The following is a 23,449-nucleotide window of genomic DNA, read 5'->3' on the forward strand; positions in this document are numbered from 1 at the left end:
GATGGAGCCGATGTCACAGACACGGGCCCGTCGGTGTCTTCATGTCGTCACGCAGGCAGACGCATGAGGAGAACATCATGGCGTTACGCATTCCGAAGGCTGAGCTTCCCGCCGAGCTCAGCGAAGGCCTGGTCAAGCAGTTCGGTGCCGTGCCCGAGCCGCTGGAGGTGACGGCGCACAACCCCAAGGTCACCCAGGACTCGGGCGAGATCGGGGCCAGGGTGAACGGGTGGGACATGGCCGACGAGGGTCTCAAGACCTTCGCGCACATGGCGGTCGCGGCGCAGGTCGGATGCAGTTGGTGCCTCGACATTAACTACTTCCAGGCCCTCAACAAGAACCTGGACCTCAACAAGGCGAGCCAGGTGCCGCGCTGGCGGGAGTCGGAGGTGTTCACTCCGCTGGAGCGGGACGTGCTGGAGTACGCCGAGGCCATGACCAACACCCCGCCGACGGTGACCGACGAGCTGTACGCCGGCCTGCTGGACCGGATCGGCCCGGCGGCGATGGTCGAACTCACCGCGGCGATCGCCTTCGCCAACATGTCCACCAGGAACAACACGGCCCACGGGATCACTTCCCAGGGCTTCTCCGACTCCTGCGAGATTCCCCTGGCCGCCATGACGACGAAGGCCTGACCCAACACCCCCTGCGTCGCCCATCGCGGCCTGCCGTCCTGGCTGCGACGGGCCGTGGACGAGGACTATTCTCCTACCGCACAAGCACGTTGGGGGCGGGGGACGCATGAGGTTCGTCTTTGTTCATGGGACCGGTGTGCGGCGCGAGCGGTTCGACGAGTTGTTCCGGCTGGTCAGTGCTGGGCTGCTGAAGCGGTTTCCGGGGGCGGAGGTCGAACCGTGCTACTGGGGGGACGAGTTCGGTGCGACGCTCAGTGCGGGGGGTGCGTCTGTTCCGGGGACGACGCCCATGGCGCCCGCGGACATCGACGACGACCCCGAGACCGCCGAGTGGCTGCTCCTGCTCACCGACCCGTTCTGCGAGCTCCGGGTTCTGGCCGAGATCGGCACCGGCGCCGATGACGGCGGGTTCGGTCTGCCCGGGGTGCAGTCGGCAGGGGAGGCGGTAGGGGACCGTCTGCGGGGACTGCCTCGCGACCTCGATCCGGGCGACAAACTGGCCGTACTGCTCCGGGAGACCGGGTTGGCCGACGGCTATGGGTATGCCCTGGACGCCGTGGCGTACTCCGAGGAGTTCCATGATGCGTGCCTCGCCGCCGAGGACGACGCGGTCGCCGCCGAGCTCGTCCTCCTCACCAGCCGTGCCGTCGTCGCCGTCATGCTCGCCGAGGCCCGGGACACGACACTGTGCACCGGAGACGAGCGGGACCAGATCGTGGACGTGCTCAGTGACCGGCTCGGCGGCACCGGCCGCGGTGTCGTGACGGGAACCCTGGGCGTGCTCTTCAAGCTCGCTCAGCGCATGACCACGCAAGCCGCACGCGACCGCTGGCGCGGGGACTTCACCCACGAGAAGGCCTCCGAGGTCGGCGACATCCTGCGCTACCAGTCGCGCGGCGAGCCGCTGCGCGCCCACCTGGAGCAGGTCATCGGCCGAAGCACCGAGCCGCCGGTCGTCATCGGCCACAGCCTCGGCGGCATCGCCCTGGTGGACACCCTCGCCCTGGCCGCCGTACGCCAACCGCCCTTGCCCGTACGGCTCTTGGTCACCGTCGGCTCGCAGGCCCCCTTCCTCCACGAACTCGGCGCCCTCGCCGGCCTCCGGCCCGGGGCCGCGCTGCCCGCCAGCTTCCCCGACTGGCTCAACGTCTACGACCCCATGGACCTGCTCGCCTACCTCGCCGAGCCCGTCTTCGCGGGCGACCGCCGGATCACCGACCACGAGGTGCGCAGCCGCCAGCCCTTCCCGGTGTCCCACAGCGCCTACTGGAGGCTCGACCCGGTCTTCGATCGGATCGCGGAGGCGCTGCGGTGACGGGCGCGTCCGACGCATCCGAGCTGCCGATCGCACCGGAGCGGACCTTCGCCCTCGTCGTGGGTATCGAGTCGTACGGGATAGGCCGCGGCATGGACCTGTCCGGGCCGGCCCGCGACGCCGTCCGCTTTGCCGAGTGGCTCACCGGCACCGCAGGCGTCCCGAAGAGCAACTTACGGCTGCTGCTGTCACCCCTGGCCCGGAACGAGGTCGGCGTGGAGGCGAAGCCGGCCACGCGCGAGAACGTCGAGGACGCCCTCTTCGAGGACCTCCCCCACTGCGACGGCGACCTGCTGTGGATCTACTGGGCCGGGCACGGCTTCCTCGACCCCACCCACCAACTGCTCCTCCCCTACGCCGACGCCACGGCCGGTTACACCACCCACCTCAATCTCACCTCGGCGCTGCGCTGGTGGCAGTCGAACAAGGTGGGCGGCGGGCGTTTCCGGCGTCTCGTCACCATCGGCGACTCCTGCCGGATCGACACACGGCGGGCCCAGCGCGTGGGCTTCCCCAAGGTCGAGTACCCGACCGGCCGACACACCGATCGAAAGCAGTTCACGCTCTACGCGGCACGCCCCGGCGAGACGGCGAGGAACCGGGCGGAGCTGGAGGCCGGCCAGTTCACGGACACCCTGCTCAGGCACCTGCAGGACCGGACACTGGAGCAGGCGACCCTGGGCCTGGTCGAGATCGCCCGGGACGTCCAGCGGGACTTCGCTGTCATGAAGGGGAACGGCACGGCCTGGCAGGAGCCGCAGTTCGAGATCGCCGTGGGCTGGGACGGATCGTCCCTCCACGGAGACCGCTGGACGGACGACGGCACGGCTTCCGGCGCGCCCGTGCTCGACCAGCATGCCTGGACGGAACTCGGGGACCTGCTGACCGGCCGCCCGATGCCGCCGTACACCTACGAGGCCTACCGCTGGGCCTTCGAGGTGGCGCGCTGCGCCGCCCCCGCCGAGCACACGCTGCCCTCCCGGCACCTGACGGAGATCGTGCGCGATCTCGACAGCCGCCAGGGAACGAGCAGCAACATCCCGCTCGCGCTGCCCTTCATACGGCACCTGGCGTCCCGCTCTCGGCATGCCGACTGGGCCGCCGCCGCGAACGACTGGGTGGACCGCACCCGCGAACGACTCGGCGCCGCACCCATCCCCCCTCCTCCCGCGCGGACCGCAGAACTGCCCGCGCTGCATGTCCGGCTCACGCCCGAAGGGGACGATCGCTTCTGGCTGCAACTGTGGTCGTACCAGGGTGACTTCGAGAACGTGGGTGACTATGAGCGACCCATGGACCTGGAAGCCGTACGCCTGGCGCTGGGCGCCCACCTCGTGGCCAACGCCGCGCGCAGCCCGGGACGGATCGAGTTCCACATCCCGTACGACCTGCTGGAGGAGCCGTTCGAGACCTGGCAGGTGCCCACGGGACGCGCCACCAAGACTTGCGCACTCGGCGGCCGGTACCAGGTCCTTCTGCGCTGCCCCGAGGAACGCCAGGGACTGGCCGAAGCCCCGTGGCGGACCAAATGGGAGTGGTACGAGACCCATGGCGGCCGGCACCCGGACGCCGTCCACGACGTCCGGGACGACGATGTGTCGGACGGACTGGCCGACGAACTGCAACTGGACGAGTCGCCCGTCTGCGTACTGGCCGAAGTGACGGGACCCCTGGTCATGGACGCGTTGGGGGCCGTACTCGACGGCGGGATACCGATCGCGGTCTGGCGCCGCCCCTCCCCCGGCCCGGACGAATCCATTCGTACGGCGCTGGGGGCGACGCCGCCGGCCCTGCTCGACGTGGAGTCACTGCCTGCCGCGCTCAGACGCGCCCGAGTCAGACGTCGCCCGCTCGCCCTGCTCTGGGACGATCCGGGGCGGATTCCCGAAAGGCGGTCGCTGTCCTCGTGAGTCAGTCATCAGTGAGAGGAATCGGGATGGACACCGCCAAGGACTGGTGGATCTACCGGGGTACCGGCACGGTCGAGGAGATGCGCGCCCGACTCGACGAACACCGGCCGCCCTGGCGGGAGTTCAAGGGCGAACTCGATCCGGAATACACCCCGCCCACCATCGCCGGGCCCGCCTGGGACGAGACGTACGAGCGCGGAAGCGGATACGTGCCCGACAAGGCGGAGGTGGACGCCGTCAACACGGCCCTGTATCTGCGCCGCCCGCTCCTCGTCACCGGCAAGCCGGGGGTGGGCAAGTCGACGCTGGCCCACAGCATCGCCGCCGACCTGGAACTCGGTCCGGTACTGCACTGGCCGGTGACGAGCCGCAGTTCACTGCGGGACGGGCTCTACCAGTACGACGCGATCGGCCGACTGCACGACGCGAACCTGCGGCATCTGGAAACGAGCCGTGGCGCGCCGGGCCGTCGGGAGCGGGGGCGGCCCCGTTCGTCGGGCAGCGCCATCGCGCCGTATCTGCGCCTCGGGCCGCTCGGCACCGCGTTGCTGCCGCAGGAGCGCCCCCGGGTCCTTCTGGTCGACGAGATCGACAAGAGCGACATCGACCTGCCCGGCGACCTGCTCACGGTCTTCGAAGAAGGCTCCTTCGAGATCCCGGAACTGGCGCGCATCGCCGCACGGCAGCCCAAGGTCAGAATCGGCACGCAGGACGATCCGGAACTGCGCGTCACCGTCGAGCGCGGCCGTGTCCAGTGCCGGGCCTTCCCCATTGTCGTGCTGACCAGCAATGGCGAACGCGACTTCCCGCCGCCCTTCCTGCGCCGCTGCATCCGGCTGCATGTCGAACCGCCCAGCGAGGAGAAGCTGACGCAGATCGTGCGCAAGCGGCTCAAGCTCGACGAGACGACCGGTGATGACCGGTACAGCGACCTCATCCAGGAGTTCATGACGCGCCGGACGGAAGGCGACCTGGCGACCGACCAGCTGCTCAATGCCGTCCAGCTCCGGCTCAGCGGCGCGTGGTCCGGGTCGGACGAGCGTACGAAGTTCGTGGAGACCGTGCTGCAGCGGCTGACGGGCCCGTTGGCGTGATCGAGGAGCTGTTCCGCGCTCTGGAGGAGTCCGGCGCGAACGCCGGGCCCGAGGAGCTGGCGGACATCCTCTGGCTGGCCGCGCGGATCAGTGGCGGCTCCGGGGATCCCGCCGTACGCGATCTGCCGGACGCCGACGACGAGCCCGAGGTGGCGCCGCTGCCCGAGCCGCCTGTCGGGGGTCCGGGCGGCGTGGGCTCCGAGCCGGTCGAGCAGTTCTTCAACGCCTGCGATGTCACCGACGCGTCCGGCCCGGCGCGCGGCGGAGTCGACTTGGTCCGCGTCCGCCGCGCCGCGTCCCTCCGGGACCCGCTGGCGCTGATGCGGGCGTTGCGGCCTCTGGGGCGAAGCACGGGGCGAGTCCAGGACGGCTCCAACGACGTCGAACTCGATGAGGAACTCACGGTCCGCAGGACGGTCGAACAGCGCCTTCCGACGCCGGTGCTGCGCCCCCGCCGGGGCCGGTGGCTCGACCTGGCGCTCGTCGTGGACGCCCACCATTCGATGCTGCTGTGGCACGATCTGGTGGGTGAGCTGCGGCGCGTGTTCGTGCAGACCGGGATCTTTCGGGATGTGCGCACGTGGTACCTGCGAGGGACGGACGCGGGCGGGGAACTGTCCGTCGCCCGTACCCCGGACGGGGAGCCGCGCAGCGTGCAGGAGGTGTCCGACCCGTCGGGCCACCGGCTGGTCCTGGTGGTGACGGACACGGTGGCCAGCGGGTGGGCCGCGGCTTCGGTTGCGCAGATGCTGCGGCAGTGGTCCGCACACGGTCCGGTGGCCCTGCTGAATGTGTTGCCGCGCCGCTTGTGGGACCGGGGTGCGGTGCGCCCGCAGCCGGTGCTGGTGCGGGCGGTCGGGCCTGCCTCGGCCAATACGTCCTGGCGGCTGGGCCCGACCACGCGGAGCCGCCGCAGAACCCCTCGGCGGCAGTCGGCACGGCAGGGCATCACGATTCCGGTGGTGGAGGCCGAGGCCGCTTCCGTGTCGGTCCTGGCGAAGCTGGTCGCGGGGAACGGGCAGTGGACGCGGGTGCCGTGCCTGACGATTCCGCGCGCGGCGGAGGCGTCGCCGGTCCCGGTTCAGGAGACGGTGACCGACGAAGTCGACGAGATCCTACGGCGGTTCAGGGCCGGCGCGTCTCCGCTCGCGCAGCGACTGGCCGGGTACCTGTCCGCCGTACCGCTGAGCCTCCCGGTGATGAACCTCGTCCGCCAGATCATGCTGCCCGAATCCGAGCACGGTCATCTGGCGGAGGTTGCGCTCGGCGGCCTCTTCACTCCCTGGGGGCGGGAGGGGGCGGAAGACCCGGACAGGGTGCCGTTCGACTTTCGGCCCGGGGTTCGGGAGGCGCTGCTCGGTGGACAGCGGCGGGATGCCATCACTTCGGTGCAGGAAGTGGTGCGGCGGGAGATGGGGGCGGGGGTCAGTGAGCGGGGGGCCAGTAGTGGCGGGGACTTTCTCGCAGGGCGGAGTGCGGGGGGTGGGGACGGCAGTCGGGGGCTCGCCTCGCGGGCGTTGCCATTTGCGGCGCGGGTCCGTACGGGGGACGGGGGCCGTTCGATGGAGGGAGCGGAACTCCAGTGGAAGCGGGTCGCGGATCTCGTGCCGGAAGTCCCGCCCGTGCCCTATGTCGTGCGCGGCGTGGATGAAGATCTACGCAATGTGATCTCGCGGGCCCAGCAGGGGCACAGTTCTTTCACGCTGGTGGTCGGCGAACCCGGTGCGGGAAAGACGTCGGCCATCCTGCGTGCCGTCACCGCGTTGCCCAGCGGCTGGACATGGTGGTCGCCGAGAAGCGTGGACGAACTGGCTTGGGGGACGCCCCTGTTGCCACCCCAATCGGTCGTGATGCTCAACGACTTCCGCTCCTTCGCGCTCGCTTCCGCGGAGCATCCCCAGTACATGCCCATGGGACTTCTCGATCTGATGCCCCCTCCGGGGCAGGGACCGGTCGTGGTCCTGGGCGAACTCACGACCGACGACATGCACTTGCTGCTGACCGATGACTCGGAGGAGGCCGTCAGATTCCGTCCGCTGCTCGATCGTATCGATGTGGTGCGGGTCGCCCCCTGGGTCACACAGTCCGAGGCGATCAGGCGCGTGTACGAGGCACCGCCGGTCGCGAGAAGCATGCTCCGGGCGGCACTGGACATCCGGCGTCTGGGCCACGGCCCCGCTCTGTCGCGCAGCTTGCTGGCAGCCGCGACGAACGTCTACCTCCCCGACCACTACCGGCATGACCTGTCGTACGACGCGGTGTCGGAAGCCTTGGCCTATGCGTGCAGGCCGGTCGTCGGGGAACCGCTGATCATGATCCGGACCTCACGCAACCAGGAGCAGTACCGGCTCAGTGACTTCGTGGAGCAGGTCGACCTGGCGGAGTTCCCGCACATCGACCCGCCGGAGGAACTCTGGACGGTGCTCGCCCGCTACGCCGACCCGCGCTCGCTGCGCTCGCTCGCCCGGTCCGCACGGGAGGGAGGGCTGGACGAGGCGGCCCGCTACCTCGACAACGCCTTCGCGTTCCAGGACACCTCCCCCGACTCCTCTGATGTCATCCGAGGACTCATCAGGGATGCCAGGCAACGGCTGGTACAGGTCTCAAACCGAGGTGCCGGGCTCGGCTCGGGAATCCGCCTCTCGGACGACGGGCTGGTGGTCATCTCTGCTGATCAGTACACGCGCGCCAGAAGACAGTGGCCGAGCGACGAAGTCCTGCGAGTGCGGTCGTGGCTCGGCGACGTCGACCTGCCTGCACGGATCTTGCCTTGGAGTGCGGAAACGAGTCTGGCCTTCCTGTCCACCGAGCCGTCCTCATGGCCGCCACTGCCGAGCATGACCCGTTTGCCGCCCTCCCCTGTGCCAGCGGTCGGAGAGCGGGTCCTCGTCGTCGGACTCGACCGTGTGCGAGCCACCGAGCTGACCGTACTTCGCTGCCAGGTCGTGACCACCGGCGAGGACTTCTCGTTGGAGCCGATCGTCTCCGCGCCGTGGCCAGTCCTCGGGGCGGCGGTCGTCGACCTGCGCGGGGCAGTGATCGGTGCAGTGTCTTACGGCGACGAGGAGTACGGCAGACTCATCGCCTCACGGATCACTCCCCCCACCCAGACCGCCGTACGAACACCCGAGCGGTCGTCGAACCCCGACCTCCTCGACCCCACGCACTCACGTGCCGTCCTCATCGGCGTGGACGACTACGAGGAGTTCCCGGAGCTGCCCGGTGCCGCCGATGCGGCACAGGCGCTGGCGTCCGCGTTGGGGCGGAGAGGAGGGAACGGCAGCTTCGATGCCGGCAGCGTCTCCGTCGTCTGGAACCTGTCCCGGAATTCATTCCGCGCGGCGATGTCCCGCGTGGCCCGGCAGGCCGAGCACACGCTCGTGCTCTACTACGCCGGCCACGTACTCGAAACTCCCGACGACGCTTTACTCACCTTCTCCGACACTAGTCGCGACCACCTCGTCGATACCGCCCTCTCCATCAGGCGGCTTCGGTCGCTGATGGACGACAGCCCGGCCCTGTTCAAGGTTCTCGTCCTCGACGCCGACACCCGATACCCGGACAGGATCTGGGAGTGGTTCGCCCCCCGCACCACACCTCGTGGATACCTGGCACTCCTGACCTCGGAATGGGATGACCGGAAGCATCCCCACGCCCTCACGAACGAGCTTGTCGACGTACTCACCTCAGGCATCCGCGGCGGCCCGGACTTGCTGAGCCTGGAGGACATCGCCAATCGGATCCGTGGCCGCAGGGGCGCTGGGAACGTCCGCCTCCACCAGTACTACGACGTCAACACCCCCAGCCTCTTCCTGCGGAATCCAGCCTTCTCACCGGTCACCGACCACCAGCAGGAAGGCAATGGCACCGTCAAGTGGTTCAACGCGGAGAAGGGATACGGGTTCATCGCCCTGGACAACGGCCCGGACGTCTTTGTCCACTACAGCGCGATCGACACCCCGGGCTTCCGCTCACTGGAGGCAGGGCAACGGGTCCGACTCAGCGTCACCCAGGGCGCAAGGGGACCACTGGCGCAGAACGTCCGCCCCGTCCCTTCCGAGCAATGATGACGTCAGGGCACGCTGACACCAGGCCAATGTGTCAATGATTGTGGCACCGAACGGCCCGTACCCGTACGATCAATGAAGCTTCATTGCACGGGACAGCCACCGGGGTAGCCTCAATGCGTCCCAGAAGTCACGCCGGCCAGCGACGGAGAGCCCAGGTGAACGAATCCGCCGACGAGACGGCCGAGAACGACTCCCCCGCACAGGACGGCCTCGCTGCCCTGCTCGCCGAACTCCGTGATCTGGAGCGGGCGTTGCCCCCGACGGCACAGGAACACCTGGCGCGTCTGCTGTCGCCGGAGAAGCTCAGCTACGACACGGGCATCGAGGCGGAGCGCGTCGCCGAACTCCTCGCGGGCGCCGAGCCTGACACCGGTGACTCCAAGGACGCGGCGCAGGATCGGTATCTGGCTCGGCTCGTCTTTTTGCGCGCCACCCGCCTCAAGCGGCCTATGACCCGTCGCCTCAGCGGCCGCACTCCCCGGCCGTACACCTATGGCGAGATCGCCCGGGGTGCGGGGCTCAGTCGGCAGACCGTGCACTACGTCTTCACCGAGGGACGTCAGACGAGCCCGGAGAACGTCGCCGGCATGGAACGTTTCTTCGGAGCTCTCCCGGGCTTCTGCTTCTACACCGAGAGCGAGGCCCTCGCCTCCCAACTCGGGCCGATCGTCAAGCACTTGCGCGTCCTGAAGACAGTCGCCGACGCCTACGAGCACGGCGTGACGAAGATCGCCGCACGCAGCGGCGAGGACCTGAGCGGCGACGCCGACGCGATGGACGAGATCCTCGCCGCCGTCATCGCCGCGCGGCGGCGGCAGTAGCCCCCAGAGCAGTCAGAGGGCCGCGGCACGCTGAAACACGCTCATGGATCAGACAGCGGCACATGCTCCAAGTCGTACGCCCGCTGTCGCACCCGGGCATCGACCTTGCGCAGGTCGTGGCGGGTTCTGGCGAGCAGGCGGGACATCGAGGCGAGCAGTTCGGCGGCCTCGGTGCGGGTGGTGGCGCCATCGGGGCTGGACGGTTCCCAGCGGCCGTCGGGTGCGTACCGGCGTGTCAGGCTCGCGCATTCGCTCAGCAGATCGGTGATGTGGGCGCAGGTCTCGGCCACGTCCTGTGCGGAGTAGTCTCCCCCGGCCGACTCGGAGGCGGCCCGTTGTACCGGCACGATCATGATGCTCCTTCGTCACCGCGGCGGCGCCGGCCCTGCGGATACGGCCGACGCCAGGGGTGCGGTCTCGGTCGGGTTCGATCCTCCTGGACCCACGACCAAAGTGTCAATCATTGTGAACACCGCGGGATCAGGTGCGCTCCTGTGGCACCCGGGCCAGCGCCTCGTCGACCAGCGGATGGAACAGGTGCGCGGCGATACGGACTTGGCGGGCCCGCTCCAGGGTGGGCGGGGTCGCCTCACCCGGCCCGGAGGGCGCCTTCGGCGTCGGCAGGCCCAACCGCAGGGCGCGGTCACGGAGTTGACACGCGTGCCGGATCACCGCCGCGTCCTGCAGCGACTTCACATCCAGGTACACCGCGTCCGGCTGGGCCTCGGCCAGATCCTTTACGGTGTCGGCGACTGCCGGTGTCATCCAGGGCCGCAGGGCGTAGGTGCCGTCCAGGATCTCCGCCAGCAGGTCGGCCAGGGCGTACCGGTTCCACCAGGTCACCGGGGTGCCGCCGGGGACCTGGCCGGAGCGGGGCGTGACGGTCTGCCACAGTGTCAGCAGTTTGGCGTGGTCGGCGCGTTCGGCAGCCCTTGCCATGAGCGCCGGCTTGGCCAGGCCGTAGCTGGCCACCAGGGCGCTGGTGCTGCTGGCGGAGGAGCCGACGGCGGCGAGGAAGTCCCAGGTGTGGTTGCCCTGGGAGGCGACGAGGACGGCGGCGCCGGTGCAGGCGACGTAGCCGAGGTCCAGGGCGACCGCGAGGGCGAACAGGCGCAGGCTGCCTTCGAGGCCGGGGCGTCCGGGCAGGGCGATGACGCCGTCGGGGCCTCGGCACTGGCGGACCGTGGCCAGGATGCCCGCGACCAGGGCCGTGAGATACACGAGTTCCATGGCGCAGGCGGCGGGCACATGGGCGTAGGACGTGGCGAAGGACAGCGGGCGGGCCGGGCCGGAGAGATCGGCGGCCCAGAACAGCACCGTCATGGCGATGATCGCCGCCGCGTACATCGGCGCCCACAGCAGCACCGAGCGGCGCAGCGCTTCCGGGGTGCGGCTGCGGGGGTGCCACAGCAGGGTGAGGGCGTGGGCGTGGCCGACGCAGACCAGGATGGCGATGTTGACCAGCAGGGAGGGCAGGCTGGGCGAGTCGGCCGCGGTGCCGACGATGCGGTAGGCGGCGGGGGCGGACAGCAGGTACACCACCGCCGCGCACAGCAGTACGGACGCGGTGATGCGCAGGGTCGTGTCGCGGTCGCTGCGGGCCGCGGCGGCCTTGGCCAGACCCACGGTGAGGCACACCGCGAAGATCATCAGGTTGACGGTGGTGAGGACGGTTTCGAGCATCGGCTCAGATACCCGTGCGGCGGTGGGCGAACGACGAGGTGATGGGCCCTGTCCCGTCGGTGTCCTCGTCGAGGGCGAGCATCTGGAGCATCTGCCGGGCGAACACCTCGGCCGGGTCGTGTCCGTGGTTGTGCTCGCCGCGCATCTTCACCTGGCGGCGGTCGTCGAGGACGGCACGCACCAGTTCGGGCGAGAGTGCGTTCAGTACGTCCGGCAGGTTGTCCAGCTCGAAGACCGAGTGTTCGCCGAAGAGGGCCTGGGCCGGGCGCGGTTCGCGCAGTCCGCAGCGCTCCAGGGGTGTGAGGACGCAGCGGCGCCAGATGCGGACCGGGCGTCGCGGACCCACGAAGTCCTCGATCAGGTGCCAGAGTTCATGCAGGGTGATCAGGACCCGGTGCAGTGGTTCGGCGGCCGCGTTGACCACGATGGTGTCGCGGTGCTCGCCGAAGCAGCACAGTCCGGTGGTCGCGCGCGGCAGGGGTTCGGCGACGATGTCGATGGGCTGTCCCCGCAGGTCGGCGACGCGGGCGACCACGGCCTGAAGTCCGAGGTCCGGACGCAGCCCGAGTTTCTTCGCGGCGCGCACCACGCGGCGGCGCCTGGACCACAGGGCGGTCGCTTCACGGAGGGCGAAGCGCGGGCCCCTGACTCCAGGTCCGTCGCCGGGCGCCGGTAAAAGGACGTCCACGCCGCCAATTCCCCTGTCGCCGTGAGTACTGGCCGGTATACGCAGCGAGGCTACCAGGGCACCGCCCACGGAACGACGCACTCCGGGTACACCCTCAACTGCCTTGCCTGTGGGGCTTTGACTGCCCCTCATCAACTGTTCACAATTGTTGACTGTATGGCGGCCGGTGCCCCAAGATCTGCACCACCAACGACCAGAAGACGGTGCGATGACCCTCCCTCCCCATGACCGACCTGCTCCGCCCGAGTGCCCGGCCCACGCCGGGCGCGTACGGCTGTCCAGCGACACCATGCTGGGCGAACTGGCCGGCCTGTACGAGAAGTGGCGGGCGGAACACGGCCCGGTCGTGCCGATCGAGCTGGACGGTGTCGAGGCGCACCTGGTCATCGGTCACCGCGCCCTGCTGGGCGTATGCCGCCAGGAAGGCATCTTCACCCCCGACTCGCGCGAGTGGAGCGCATTGCGCGAGGGCCGTGTGCCCGCCGACTGGCCCTGGCTCCCCCAGGTCGCCTACGCCGAGGGCAACGCCCGCTTCACCACGGGGCCCGAACACCGGCGGCTGCGCGGCCTGTTGTCCTCCGGCATCAACCAGGCCGACGGCGCCTTCGTCCGCCGGTTCGTCACCTGGGTCGCCGACCGGCTGATCGACCGGTTCGCCGCCACCGGTCGTGCCGACATCGTCAGCGAGTACGCCGCTCCCCTGCCCATGCTCGTCATGCTGCGTCTGCTGGGGCTGCCGCACGAGACCGGGGAGGCCCTGCTGCCCGCGATCTTCCGGCTGTTGGAGGGCGGCGCCGAGGCGCGGAGCGCGAACGAGGAGATCAACTCGATTCTCGGCCGTCTGGTGGACGAGCGGCGGGTCAAGCCGGAGCGGGACCTGGTGTCCTGGCTGATCCACGGCCCCGTCACGGACGGGCCCGCCCTCAGCGACCTCGAAGTGCGCAACCTGGCCTGGCTCACGGTCATGGCGGGCGCCGGCGGGACCACGGGCTGGATGGCCAACGTGATGGAACAACTCGTGCGCGGAGCCGACCTGCACGCGCTGTATCTGGCGGGCAAGGCGTCGGTCGCGGAGATCATGAACGAGACCCATCGGTCGAACCCAGCGGTGCAGAACGTCCTCGGCCGGTTCCCCGTGCGGGACATCCCCGAGGGCGAACTGGGCAACCAGCACCCCATCCCGCGCGGCGCCCTGGTGGTCCTCGGACTCGCCGGAGCCAATGCCGACCCGGACGCGACCGGCGGCGAGGAACAGGGCGCCCATCTCGCCAACGAGTACCACTACGCCTTCGGCGCGGGCCCGCACGAATGCCCCACCGCGGCCCAGAAGTTGGCCCACATCATCGCCCAGGCCGCGGTCGAGCGGCTGCTCGTGCGGTGCCGGAACCTACGCCTTGAGGACGAGGACGCCGTCCAGTGGGGCGGCTCGGTCATCGTGCGGCAACTGAGCAGTCTGCGCATCGCGTTCGCTTCCGGCGGGCAGCCCGCCGACGGGGACGCGGAGTTCAGTTCGGCGCTGGGAGACGCCTCCCGCAGCTCCCACGCGCTGTTCCCGCCGCGCATGCTGACCCAGCTCACTGCGCGTATGGCTCAGTGATCCGCGAGGGCGGAGGCGGTCCCCGTGCCGCTTCCGCCCTTGCGTGTCCTACGGGCGGTCCGCCTCCCTGGGAGCGAGTCGGACCGGCAGTCTCGCCGGGGCGTTGCTCGACAGGGACTCCAGCCTCTCCACCTCCGCCAACGGCTCCGCCGGGGTGATCACGAACCGTCTGTGCAGCGCGGGCAGGGCGATCTGCGCCTCAAGCCGGGCGAGCGGCGCCCCCAGGCAGTGGTGGGGGCCGTGGCCGAAGGCGCGGTGCTGGTGGGCGTCGGGGCGCCCGGGGCGGAACGCGTCGGGATCGTCGAACACCTCGTCGTCCCGGCCGAGGGCGGCGGTGTAGATCAGGACGGGCTCGCCCTCCCGGATGGTGACCCCGGCGACCGTCACGTCCCGGACCGCGTACAGGAACATCGTGGTCGCGGCGGGCGCATCCAGTCGTAGCGCCTCCTCGACCACTCCGCGCCAGGGGTCCGTGCCACCGGAGTGGTCGAGGACCTCTGCGAGCCGGTCGTGGTTCTCGGCGAGATCCTTGATGGCGTTAGACAGCAGGTTCTGCGTGGTCTCGTGTCCTGCGATCAGCATCAGGAACAGCGTTCCGATGAGCTCGTCCTCGGCGAGCCGGTCCTCGTCGAACTCGGCGATCAGTGCCGTGGTCAGGTCGTCACCGGGCTGCGTGCGCTTGGCCGTGACCAGGCGGACCATGGTGCCGAAGATGCTGCCCTGGGCGGCCATACGGTCGTCCGGGGGCGTCGTACTGCTCAGCAGGGCGGCGGTGTCGGCGGCCAGCTGTCTTCGCATGGCCGGGTCGTCGACACCGTACAGCTCGCAGATGACCGTCACCGGCACCGGGAAGGCGAAGGCCGTGCGCAGGTCGACCACGGTCTCCGGGGTGCTGGCTGCGAGGTCGTCGAGCAGGTCCCGCACGATCTCCTCGATGCGCGGGCGCAGGGCCTCGACCCGGCGTGGGGTGAAGGCCTGCTGGATGGGGCGGCGCAGTCGGGTGTGGTCGGCGCCGTCCATGATGAGCATGGTCGGGGTGGTGATGATCTGCAGCAGCGGCCACGTCTCGGGGACGAGGCCGTCCCGGTAGGCCTTCCAGTGCCGGGGGTTCTTGCGCAGGTCGGGGTGGGTGAGCAGGGTGTCGGCGACATCGCGCCGGGTCACTGCCCACGCCACCACCTGATCAGGGAGTTCCACCGGAACCAGCGGCCCGATGCGCTGGAGGGCCCTGCCCTCCGCGGGGATGTCCCGTGCGAGGGGGTCGAGGCGGTAGCGGGGTCGGGTGAGGGCCAGTTCGTGCGGGGCGGGGACGTCGTCGCTGAGCCAGGGCTCGGTGACGGCCATGAGGGGCCTCCGAAGGGCAGGTACGGGAGCCCGGTGGCCGCCGGGCTCGGACGCGGCGTCGCCTTCGGCGCAGGCGCCCACCGCTGCCGCGAAATAACGGCGCGTCGTCGGACCGCTCGCCGCGGGGGAAGGTCATCGCACCAGGTCCTGGTCTTGGAGGGAAACGAGGTCATGTGCGGGCGGTGCCGGTGTACGCGATCATTGCTGGGCCGATCCTGATGCAACCCTGGCCAAGGTGTCAATGATTGTGGACAGTTGGTCGGACGCCGAAGGCCCTGGGGCCCCGCCGTACGTGAGGACCAGGTCCGCCCCCGCGATGGCCACCGGCGATTCCAGGTGATCGAAGCGGTTCCCGACTGATCCTCGTGCCGCCCGGGTGCGCCGGGCGTGCTTCGTGGCGCATTCTTGCTGTGTCGCCCCGTGCGACGGCGCACGGACGAGGTAGGGGCCGATGACTGGGAGCGCCGAGGACACGCAGCGGACGCCCGGGCGACCGACGGCGTTGCTGGTCGACGCCTCGCTGGAGGCGATCAGGGCGGCCGGCGGTCTGGCGGCCGGGGTCTATCTGCGCTCCCGCACGCCCGGACTGCTGCGCCTGTCGGTGCTCGTGGGGCTGCCGGGCCCCCTGTTCAGACCCTGGTGGCGGCTGCACGTGGACAGCCGGTTCCCGGTCGCCGACGCCCATCGGCTGGGCGTGGAGGTGGTCCTCGCCAACGCCACGGAGACCATGCGCCGCTACCCCCAGTTCGCGGCCGGTCTGCCCTTCCAGTTCGGCTCCCTGTACGTGCCGGTCGCGACCGACTCGACGGCCTACGGCGTGCTGACCGTGCTGCGCCCCTCCGCGGCGGACGCCACCGAGCTGCTGCCCGAGCGGGAACGGCTGGCGCAGCTCGCCGAGGAACTGGCCTGGCAGCTGAGCGGTGAGGAGGACAGCGCGCTGTGGTGGGACGGCGAGCCCCTGGCCGTACGGCCGCCCGCCCTGCGCGCCTCCGGACGGGCCGGATGCTTCAGCTGGGATCCCGCCACCGGCGCCGTGACCCTGGACGAACGGCTGCGCGGCGTGCTCGGGCCGACCGCTCAGGAGTGCGTGGGCAGCGAGCGGGCCCTCGCCGACGCCGTGGCCCCCCACGACGCACAACCGCTGCTGGCCGCGCTGCGGGACACGGCCGCCGGCCGGCCGCCACCGCTGCCGCTGTACCTGCGCGGCGCCGACGGGGCGCTGCGGCTCGTCGAGCTCTGGGGGTCGTACGGCAACCCGAAGGAGCCACGGACGGTCCACGGCGTCGTCCTCGATCCGGGGCCCGGCGTCGCCGCCGACGCCGCGGCCGATCTGCTGCCCGAGGGGGTGTTCGCGCTGGACCGGCTCGGGACCGTCGTCTACGCCAATCCGCGCGCCGCCGAGCTGCTGGAGCGGCCCCGCCCGCAGCTGCTCGGCCGCCCCATGTGGGACGCCGTGCCCTGGCTGAACCAGCCCGCCTACGAGGACCATCTGCGCGGGGCGCTGCTGTCGCCGGAGCCGCTGCACTTCCACGTCGGACGGCCCGGCACCGAGGTCGACGAGCCGTCCGGCGGCGACTGGCTGGCCCTCTCGCTCCATCCGGGCCCGGACCTGCTGACCTGCACGGTCCGTCCGGCGCACCGGGTGGCCGAGGCACCCTCGGAACCGCCGCCCGAGCCCGCCGAGAAGCACGCCGAGACGGCCGCGGCCCCCTCGATGGCGCCGCTGTACCGGCCGATCGCCCTCGCCATCGCGCTCACCGAGGCGGTCACCGCCCGCCAGGTCTCCGCGGTGGTCATGCGGGAGCTGCTACCCGCGTTCGGCGGGCGCCGGCTGGCGATCTACCTGTTGCAGGAACGCCATCTGTACCTGGCCTGGGAGAGCGGCTTCCCGCAGGGGTTCCTCGCCCCGTTCGAGGGAGTGGGGCTGGACGAGCACCTGCCTGGCGTGGAGACGCTGACCAACGGCCGGCCGCTGTTCTTCGACTCGATGCAGCAGCTCGCCGACGCCTACCCCGGCATCAGCCTGGACGCCACGGAGGGCGCCCGCGCCTTCCTGCCGCTGATCGCCTCCGGGCGGCCGGTCGGCTCCTGCATCCTCGGCTTCGACCGGCCGCGCAGCTTCAGCACCGAGGAGCGGTCCGCACTCACCGCGCTCGCCGGGCTGATCGCGCACGCCATGGAGAAGGCGCAGCGCTACGAGAACGAGGCGGCCCTCGCACGCGGCCTTCAGCAGGCCCTGCTCCCCCGTCGGCTCTCGGCGCACCCGCTGATGGAGACCGCCGGACGCTATCTGCCCGCCACGCAGGGCATGGAGGTGGGCGGGGACTGGTACGACGTCGTCGCCGCCGGGGACGGACTGGCGCTGGTCATCGGCGATGTCCAGGGGCACGGAGTGCAGGCGGCGGCCACCATGGGCCAGTTGCGTACGGCCGTACGCGCGTTCGCGCTCGGGGACCAGCCGCCGGACGAGGTGCTCAGCAGTACCAATCGGCTGCTCATCGACATCGACTCCGGTCAGTTCGCGAGCTGCTGCTACATCCGCCTCGACCCCGTCACCGGGGTGGCCCTGGCGGCCCGGGCGGGCCATCCGCCGCCGCTGCTGCGCCGCCCGGACGGCCGTACGCACGCCCTCCAGTTGCCCGGCGGCGTGGTCCTCGGCGTGGACCCCCAGGCGCAGTACCCGGTGACGGAGCTGGTCATCGACCCCGGCGCGGTCCTCGCCCTGTACACCGACGGCCTGGTGGAACGGCCGGGCGGCGACATCGACGACGGCATCGGCGCCCTTCGGGTGGCGCTGGCCAAGAACGGTGCCCCGTTCGGACGCCCCGGCGGACAGTCCCTGGCCAAGGTCGCCGACCGACTCACCACCGCGGCCCGACACACCGCCGACCGACCGGACGACATCGCCCTGCTGCTCGCCACCCGCCGCCCCGCACCCCGGCGTGACACATGACGCCACGGGAAAAGGCCTGTCACAGGGTGTGACGCCTCTCGCCTCCTGGGGTCGGGCAGTGTAGACATGGCTCATGGTCCGACTCTCGGGTCGATCCGGGGCCAGGTCGCTCCGTCGCCGCAGCGGTCCGCGCACCCATCGTGCGCCCGGCCGCGCCCGGGCGGTGCGCTGGGGGAGCATGCCGGACGCCGAACACCCCAGGAAACCGCACGGTCGGCGGCGCCCGTCGCCGTTGAGTGGGCGCAGTGTGGCGGGGCAGGTGTTCCTGTTTCAGGTCGTCATCGTGCTGCTGCTGGTCGTGGCCGCTGTGGTGGCGCTGGTGCTCCAGGTGCGGCACGACAGCACGCGCGAGGCCCGTAACCGCTCGGTCGCGGTCGCGGAGGCCTTCGCCAACGCCCCCGGCACCCGTGAGACGCTCAGAATCCCCAACCCCTCGTCGGTGTTCCAGCCCCGTGCGGAGGCCGCCCGCGAGGCGACCAAGGTGGACTTCATCGTCGTGATGAACACCAACGGCATCCGCTACAGCCACCCCAAACCGGACCGTATCGGCAAGCAGTTCGTCGGCACCATCGAACCCGCGCTCCAGGGCAAGGTGGTGACCGAGGAGATCACCGGCACGATCGGCCCGCTGGTGCAGGCCGTCGTACCGATCAAGGATCCGGACGGCACCGTGGTCGGCCTGGTCTCGGCCGGGATCACGACGGCGACCGTCGGCGGCACCGTCGACCGGCAGCTGCCGCTGGTCCTGAGCGCGGCCGCGGTGGCGCTGGCCCTGTCCACCGGCGGCACCGCGCTGGTCAGCAGACGTCTGCTGCGCCAGACGCACGGCCTGGGCCCGCACGAGATGACCCGCATGTACGAGCACCATGACGCGGTGCTGCACTCGGTGCGCGAGGGCGTCATCATCGTCGGCGACGAGGGCCGGCTGCTGCTCGCCAACGACGAGGCGCACCGTCTGCTCGACCTGCCCGCCGACGCCGAGGGCCGGGAGGTGGCCGACCTCGGGCTCGCCCCCGACACCGCCGATCTGCTGGGCTCCGGCCGGGTCGCCACCGACGAGGTGCACCTGGTCAAGGAGCGGCTGCTGGCGGTGAACCAGCGGCCGACGAACCTGCGCGGCGGCCCGCCGGGCAGCGTGGCCACCGTCCGCGACTCCACCGAGCTGCGCGCCCTGTCCGGACGCGCCGAGGCGGCACGCGAACGGCTCAGCATGATCTACGACGCCGGGGTGGGCATCGGCACCAGCCTGGATGTGACCCGCACCGCCGAGGAACTCGCCGAGGTGGCCGTGCCGCGCTTCGCGGACTTCGTCACCGTGGACCTGTTCGGCGCCGTGCTCAGCGGCGGCCAGCCGGAGACGGTGACCCCGCTGCGCCGTACGGCCTTCAGTGGGATCCGCAAGGACGCGCCGCTGTACCCGGTGGGCGAGCAGATCTCGTTCGTGGAGTCGTCGCCGCAGGCCCGCGCGCTGCGCGACGGGCAGGTGGTGCTGGAGCCGCGGCTGTCCGTGGCGCCCGGCTGGCAGGCGCAGGATCTGGAGCGCTCCGCGCAGGTCGTGGAGTACGGCATCCACTCGCTGATCGCGGTGCCGTTGCGGGCCGGGGCGCTGGTGCTGGGAGTGGTGAGCTTCTGGCGGTCGCAGAAGCCGGAGCCCTTCGACGCCGAGGAGCTGGAGCTCGCGGAGGAACTGGTCGCACGGGCGGCGGTCTCCATCGACAACGCCCGCCGCTACACCCGCGAGCACAGCATGGCGGTGACCCTCCAGCGCAGTCTGCTGCCGCGTACCCTGCCCGAGCAGAACGCCCTGGAGATCGCCTACCGGTATCTGCCCGCCCAGGCCGGGGTCGGCGGCGACTGGTTCGATGTCCTGCCGCTGTCCAGCGCGCGGGTCGCCCTCGTCGTAGGAGATGTCGTCGGGCACGGGCTGCACGCGGCGGCCACGATGGGGCGGCTGCGGACCGCGGTGCACAACTTCTCCGCGCTGGACCTGCCGCCGGAGGAACTCCTCGCGCTGCTGGACGAGTTGGTCGCCCGGATCGACCAGGACGAGACGGCCGAGGGAGACACCGCGCCGGTGACCGGCGCGACCTGTCTGTACGCGGTCTACGATCCGGTCTCCCGGCGCTGCACCGTCGCCCGGGCCGGCCATCCGCCGCCCGCGCTGATCCGGCCGGACGGCACGGTCGACTTCCCCGACGTGCCCGCCGGTCCCCCGCTCGGGCTGGGCGGACTGCCGTTCGAGACGGCCGAGTTGGACCTCGCGGAGGGCAGCCGGCTGGTGCTGTACACCGACGGTCTTGTCGAGGACCGGGACCGGGACATCGACGAGGGCCTCGAACTGCTCCGCGCGGCCCTCGCGCGAGCGGGCGACTCACCCGAGGAGACCTGCCAGACGGTGCTGGACGCACGCCTCCCGGACCGTCCCAGCGACGACATCGCGCTGCTCGTGGCCCGGACCCGGGCGCTGCCCGCCGACGCCATCGCCGAATGGCAGGTGCCGTCCGACCCGGCGGCCGTCGGCAAGGTGCGTTCCTCGGTCAGCCTCCGGCTCGCCGACTGGGGACTGGACGACCTGACGTTCACCACGGAACTGATCCTGAGCGAGCTGGTCACCAACGCCATCCGGTACGGCGGCGATCCCATCCGGGTGCGTGTGCTGCGCGACCGGACGCTGATCTGCGAGGTCTACGACAGCAGCAACACCTCACCGCATCTTCGGTACGCCGCGATGACCGACGAGGGCGGGCGCGGCCTGTTCCTGGTCGCGCAGCTCGCCGAGCGCTGGGGCACCCGGTACACACCGGCCGGCAAGGTGATCTGGGCGGAGCAGCCGCGGCCGTGACCCGGGGTTCGTCCCCGCCAGTTGTGACGCGACGGGTGGGCAACGCCCTCCACATCTGATAGTAAACCTTCCTATCAGTGCCACGTACCTCCAACTACCCACCCCCCACCATCACTTGGAGCTCCCGTGAGGCACCCCACTCGCCGTACCCTGCTCGCCATGATCGGCGTCTCGGCCACCGCGATCCCCCTGCTCAACGCTCCGCGGGCGGGCGCCGTCCGGGCGCCCGGCCTCGACGACCCGGCGAAGAAGGAGATCGCCATGAAGCTCGTGTCGAGCGCGGAGAACTCCTCGCTCGACTGGAAGGCGCAGTACAAGTACATCGAGGACATCGGCGACGGCCGCGGCTACACCGCCGGGATCATCGGCTTCTGCTCCGGCACCGGCGACATGCTCGACCTCGTCGAGCTCTACACCGACCGCAGGCCCGGCAATGTGCTCGCCGGATACCTGCCCGCGCTGCGGGAGGTCGACGGCTCCGACTCGCACGAGGGGCTCGACCCGTACTATCCGCGGGACTGGCGCAGGGCCGCGCGGGACCGCGCCTTCCAGCAGGCACAGAACGACGAACGCGACCGGGTCTACTTCAACCCGGCCGTACGGCAGGGCAAGGCGGACGGACTGCGTGTGCTCGGACAGTTCGCGTACTACGACGCCCTGGTCATGCACGGCGACGGCTCCGACAGCGCCAGTTTCGGCAGCATCCGCAGGCGGGCGTTGCAGAGCGCACGGCCGCCGGCGCAGGGCGGCGACGAGGTGCGGTACCTGCACGCCTTCCTGGATGCCCGAGTGTGGGCGATGAAGCAGGAGGAGGCGCACAGCGACACCAGCCGGGTCGACACGGCCCAGCGGGTCTTCCTGCGCGCGGGCAACCTCGACCTCGCGACCCCGCTGGACTGGAAGGTGTACGGGGACAGCTACCACATCGACTGAGCCTCGCCCGCACGGGGGCCCGCAACCCGGGCTCCCGTGCGACTTTGAGAACCCATAAGTCAGGCTTATGAGCTCATAGACCGGACCCGCGTACCGACTTAGGGTTGCCTTAGCTTAGGCTTCCCGTCGAGTTGCTTGTCATCGCTCGAAGGGAACCTGATCATGCCCCGCCCCCTGCGGGTAGCCATTGTCGGAGCCGGCCCCGCCGGGATCTACGCCGCCGACGCGCTGCTCAAGTCCGATGTGGCCGCCGAGCCCGGTGTCTCCATCGACATCTTCGAGCGCATGCCGGCCCCGTTCGGTCTGATCCGTTACGGCGTCGCCCCCGACCACCCGCGCATCAAGGGCATCATCACGGCCCTGCACCAGGTACTCGACAAGCCGCAGGTCCGCCTCTTCGGCAATGTGAACTACGGCTCCGACGTGCACCTCGACGACCTGCGCGCCTTCTACGACGCGGTGGTCTTCTCCACCGGCGCGATGGCCGACCGCGAGCTGAGGATCCCCGGCGTCGAGCTCGACGGCTCCTACGGCGCCGCGGACTTCGCGTCCTGGTACGACGGCCACCCGGACGTGCCGCGCACCTGGCCACTCGATGCGGAGAAGGTCGCCGTCCTGGGCGTGGGCAACGTGGCGCTCGACATCTCCCGGATCCTCGCCAAGACCGCGGACGAGCTGCTGCCGACCGAGATCCCGCCGAACGTCTACGACGGCCTCAAGGCCAACAAGGCCGTGGAGATCCACGTCTTCGGCCGCCGCGGCCCGGCGCAGGCGAAGTTCTCCCCGATGGAGCTGCGCGAGCTCGACCACTCCCCCAACATCGAGGTCATCGTCAACCCCGAGGACATCGACTACGACGAGGGCTCCATCGAGCAGCGCCGCTCCAACAAGCAGGTCGACATGGTCGCCAAGACGCTGGAGAACTGGGCGATCCGCGACGTCGGCGACCGCCCGCACAAGCTGTTCCTGCACTTCTTCGAGTCGCCGGTGGAGATCCTCGGCGAGGACGGCAAGGTCGTGGGCCTGCGCACCGAGCGCACGGAGCTGGACGGCACCGGCAACGTCAAGGGCACCGGCGAGTTCAAGGACTGGGACGTCAGCGCGGTCTACCGTGCTGTCGGCTACCTCTCCGACAAGCTCCCCAAGCTGCCCTGGGACATCGACTCGGGCACCGTTCCGGACGAGGGCGGCCGGGTCATGCAGGAGACCGGCGAGCACCTCGATTCGACGTACGTCACCGGCTGGATCCGGCGCGGCCCGGTGGGCCTCATCGGCCACACCAAGGGTGACGCCAACGAGACGGTCGCGAACCTGCTGGACGACTTCGCGAGCGGCCGCCTCCAGACCCCGGACGCGCCCGCCCCGGAGGCCGTGGAGGCGTTCCTCACCGAGCGCGAGATCCGCTTCACCACCTGGGAGGGCTGGTACAAGCTGGACGCCGCCGAGAAGGCACTGGGCGAGCCGCAGGGCCGTGAACGGGTGAAGATCGTGGAGCGCGAGGACATGCTCCGCGAGAGCGGCGCCTGAACCTGACCGCGCGAAGGGCCCGGCCGGAGTGCTC

15 protein-coding genes are annotated in these 23,449 nt (G+C 70.6%); 11 read left to right on the forward strand and 4 right to left on the reverse strand.

Annotation, left to right across the window (positions count from 1 at the left end):
- The first annotated feature begins 77 nt into the window (after nt 1–77).
- From H4N64_RS22560 to H4N64_RS22585, 6 genes are all read left to right on the forward strand, one after another.
- Nucleotides 78–638, forward strand: coding sequence for a carboxymuconolactone decarboxylase family protein (locus tag H4N64_RS22560; RefSeq protein WP_186284222.1), 561 nt, complete (start codon nt 78–80; stop codon nt 636–638).
- Nucleotides 639–744: 106 nt separating this feature from the next.
- Nucleotides 745–1,953, forward strand: coding sequence for an RBBP9/YdeN family alpha/beta hydrolase (locus tag H4N64_RS22565; protein ID WP_186284223.1), 1,209 nt, complete (start codon nt 745–747; stop codon nt 1,951–1,953).
- A complete protein-coding gene (locus tag H4N64_RS22570) occupies nt 1,950–3,863 on the forward strand; it encodes a VMAP-C domain-containing protein (RefSeq protein ID WP_186284224.1) in 1,914 nt (637 codons plus the stop codon). Before H4N64_RS22565 ends, H4N64_RS22570 begins: the two co-directional genes overlap by 4 nt.
- 26 nt (nt 3,864–3,889) lie before the next feature.
- On the forward strand, nt 3,890–4,957 hold the full coding sequence (locus tag H4N64_RS22575; protein ID WP_186284225.1) for an AAA family ATPase: 1,068 nt from the start codon (nt 3,890–3,892) through the stop codon (nt 4,955–4,957).
- Nucleotides 4,954–9,024: an SAV_2336 N-terminal domain-related protein gene (locus tag H4N64_RS45290; protein WP_186284226.1), complete on the forward strand. Its 4,071-nt coding sequence runs from the start codon at nt 4,954–4,956 to the stop codon at nt 9,022–9,024. Before H4N64_RS22575 ends, H4N64_RS45290 begins: the two co-directional genes overlap by 4 nt.
- A 158-nt stretch (nt 9,025–9,182) precedes the next feature.
- Nucleotides 9,183–9,848: a hypothetical protein gene (locus H4N64_RS22585; protein ID WP_186284227.1), complete on the forward strand. Its 666-nt coding sequence runs from the start codon at nt 9,183–9,185 to the stop codon at nt 9,846–9,848.
- 41 nt (nt 9,849–9,889) lie between these two features.
- Here the strand turns inward: H4N64_RS22585 and H4N64_RS22590 are convergent, their stop codons facing one another.
- The 3 genes from H4N64_RS22590 to H4N64_RS22600 form a co-directional block, all read right to left on the reverse strand.
- Entirely contained in the window at nt 9,890–10,201 is a 312-nt protein-coding gene (locus H4N64_RS22590) for a hypothetical protein (RefSeq protein WP_186284228.1), read from the reverse strand.
- A 127-nt stretch (nt 10,202–10,328) separates the two neighbouring features.
- The gene (locus H4N64_RS22595) at nt 10,329–11,531 is read right to left on the reverse strand and encodes a DUF6545 domain-containing protein (RefSeq protein ID WP_186284229.1); all 1,203 of its coding nucleotides are present in this window, start codon (nt 11,529–11,531) and stop codon (nt 10,329–10,331) included.
- A 4-nt stretch (nt 11,532–11,535) separates the two neighbouring features.
- The gene (locus tag H4N64_RS22600; protein ID WP_186284230.1) at nt 11,536–12,219 is read right to left on the reverse strand and encodes a hypothetical protein; all 684 of its coding nucleotides are present in this window, start codon (nt 12,217–12,219) and stop codon (nt 11,536–11,538) included.
- A 208-nt stretch (nt 12,220–12,427) separates the two neighbouring features.
- On the opposite strand from H4N64_RS22600, the gene H4N64_RS22605 reads away from it, so the two are divergent.
- A complete protein-coding gene (locus tag H4N64_RS22605) occupies nt 12,428–13,816 on the forward strand; it encodes a cytochrome P450 (RefSeq protein WP_186284231.1) in 1,389 nt (462 codons plus the stop codon).
- Nucleotides 13,817–13,864: 48 nt separating this feature from the next.
- Here H4N64_RS22605 and H4N64_RS22610 read toward each other — a convergent pair whose 3' ends face one another.
- Complete coding sequence (locus H4N64_RS22610; protein WP_186284232.1) at nt 13,865–15,160, reverse strand: cytochrome P450 family protein; 1,296 nt, start codon at nt 15,158–15,160, stop codon at nt 13,865–13,867.
- 451 nt (nt 15,161–15,611) lie between these two features.
- Between H4N64_RS22610 and H4N64_RS22615 the strand changes: the two genes are divergently transcribed.
- From H4N64_RS22615 to H4N64_RS22630, 4 genes are all read left to right on the forward strand, one after another.
- A complete protein-coding gene (locus H4N64_RS22615) occupies nt 15,612–18,113 on the forward strand; it encodes a SpoIIE family protein phosphatase (RefSeq protein WP_186284233.1) in 2,502 nt (833 codons plus the stop codon).
- Nucleotides 18,114–18,291: 178 nt separating this feature from the next.
- Nucleotides 18,292–20,955: a SpoIIE family protein phosphatase gene (locus H4N64_RS22620; protein ID WP_260859872.1), complete on the forward strand. Its 2,664-nt coding sequence runs from the start codon at nt 18,292–18,294 to the stop codon at nt 20,953–20,955.
- A gap of 159 nt (nt 20,956–21,114) precedes the next feature.
- Nucleotides 21,115–21,888, forward strand: a complete 774-nt coding sequence (locus H4N64_RS22625) for a chitosanase (RefSeq protein WP_260859883.1) — start codon at nt 21,115–21,117, stop codon at nt 21,886–21,888.
- Nucleotides 21,889–22,050: 162 nt separating this feature from the next.
- On the forward strand, nt 22,051–23,415 hold the full coding sequence (locus H4N64_RS22630; protein ID WP_186284236.1) for an FAD-dependent oxidoreductase: 1,365 nt from the start codon (nt 22,051–22,053) through the stop codon (nt 23,413–23,415).
- Nucleotides 23,416–23,449 lie beyond the last annotated feature (34 nt).

The organism is Streptomyces cupreus (assembly GCF_014257025.1).
GTDB classification, from domain to species: domain Bacteria; phylum Actinomycetota; class Actinomycetes; order Streptomycetales; family Streptomycetaceae; genus Streptomyces; species Streptomyces cupreus.

What these genes read in the sequence shown, in the direction of transcription:
- H4N64_RS22590 (WP_186284228.1), bottom strand. Translation starts at nt 10,201, where the DNA reads ATGATCGTGCCGGTACAACGGGCCGCCTCCGAGTCGGCCGGGGGAGAC.
- H4N64_RS22575 (WP_186284225.1), top strand. Translation starts at nt 3,890, where the DNA reads ATGGACACCGCCAAGGACTGGTGGATCTACCGGGGTACCGGCACGGTC.
- H4N64_RS22595 (WP_186284229.1), bottom strand. Translation starts at nt 11,531, where the DNA reads ATGCTCGAAACCGTCCTCACCACCGTCAACCTGATGATCTTCGCGGTG.
- H4N64_RS22625 (WP_260859883.1), top strand. Translation starts at nt 21,115, where the DNA reads ATGATCGGCGTCTCGGCCACCGCGATCCCCCTGCTCAACGCTCCGCGG.
- H4N64_RS22610 (WP_186284232.1), bottom strand. Translation starts at nt 15,160, where the DNA reads ATGGCCGTCACCGAGCCCTGGCTCAGCGACGACGTCCCCGCCCCGCAC.
- H4N64_RS22605 (WP_186284231.1), top strand. Translation starts at nt 12,428, where the DNA reads ATGACCCTCCCTCCCCATGACCGACCTGCTCCGCCCGAGTGCCCGGCC.
- H4N64_RS22630 (WP_186284236.1), top strand. Translation starts at nt 22,051, where the DNA reads ATGCCCCGCCCCCTGCGGGTAGCCATTGTCGGAGCCGGCCCCGCCGGG.
- H4N64_RS22615 (WP_186284233.1), top strand. Translation starts at nt 15,612, where the DNA reads ATGACTGGGAGCGCCGAGGACACGCAGCGGACGCCCGGGCGACCGACG.
- H4N64_RS22560 (WP_186284222.1), top strand. Translation starts at nt 78, where the DNA reads ATGGCGTTACGCATTCCGAAGGCTGAGCTTCCCGCCGAGCTCAGCGAA.
- H4N64_RS22620 (WP_260859872.1), top strand. Translation starts at nt 18,292, where the DNA reads ATGCCGGACGCCGAACACCCCAGGAAACCGCACGGTCGGCGGCGCCCG.
- H4N64_RS22565 (WP_186284223.1), top strand. Translation starts at nt 745, where the DNA reads ATGAGGTTCGTCTTTGTTCATGGGACCGGTGTGCGGCGCGAGCGGTTC.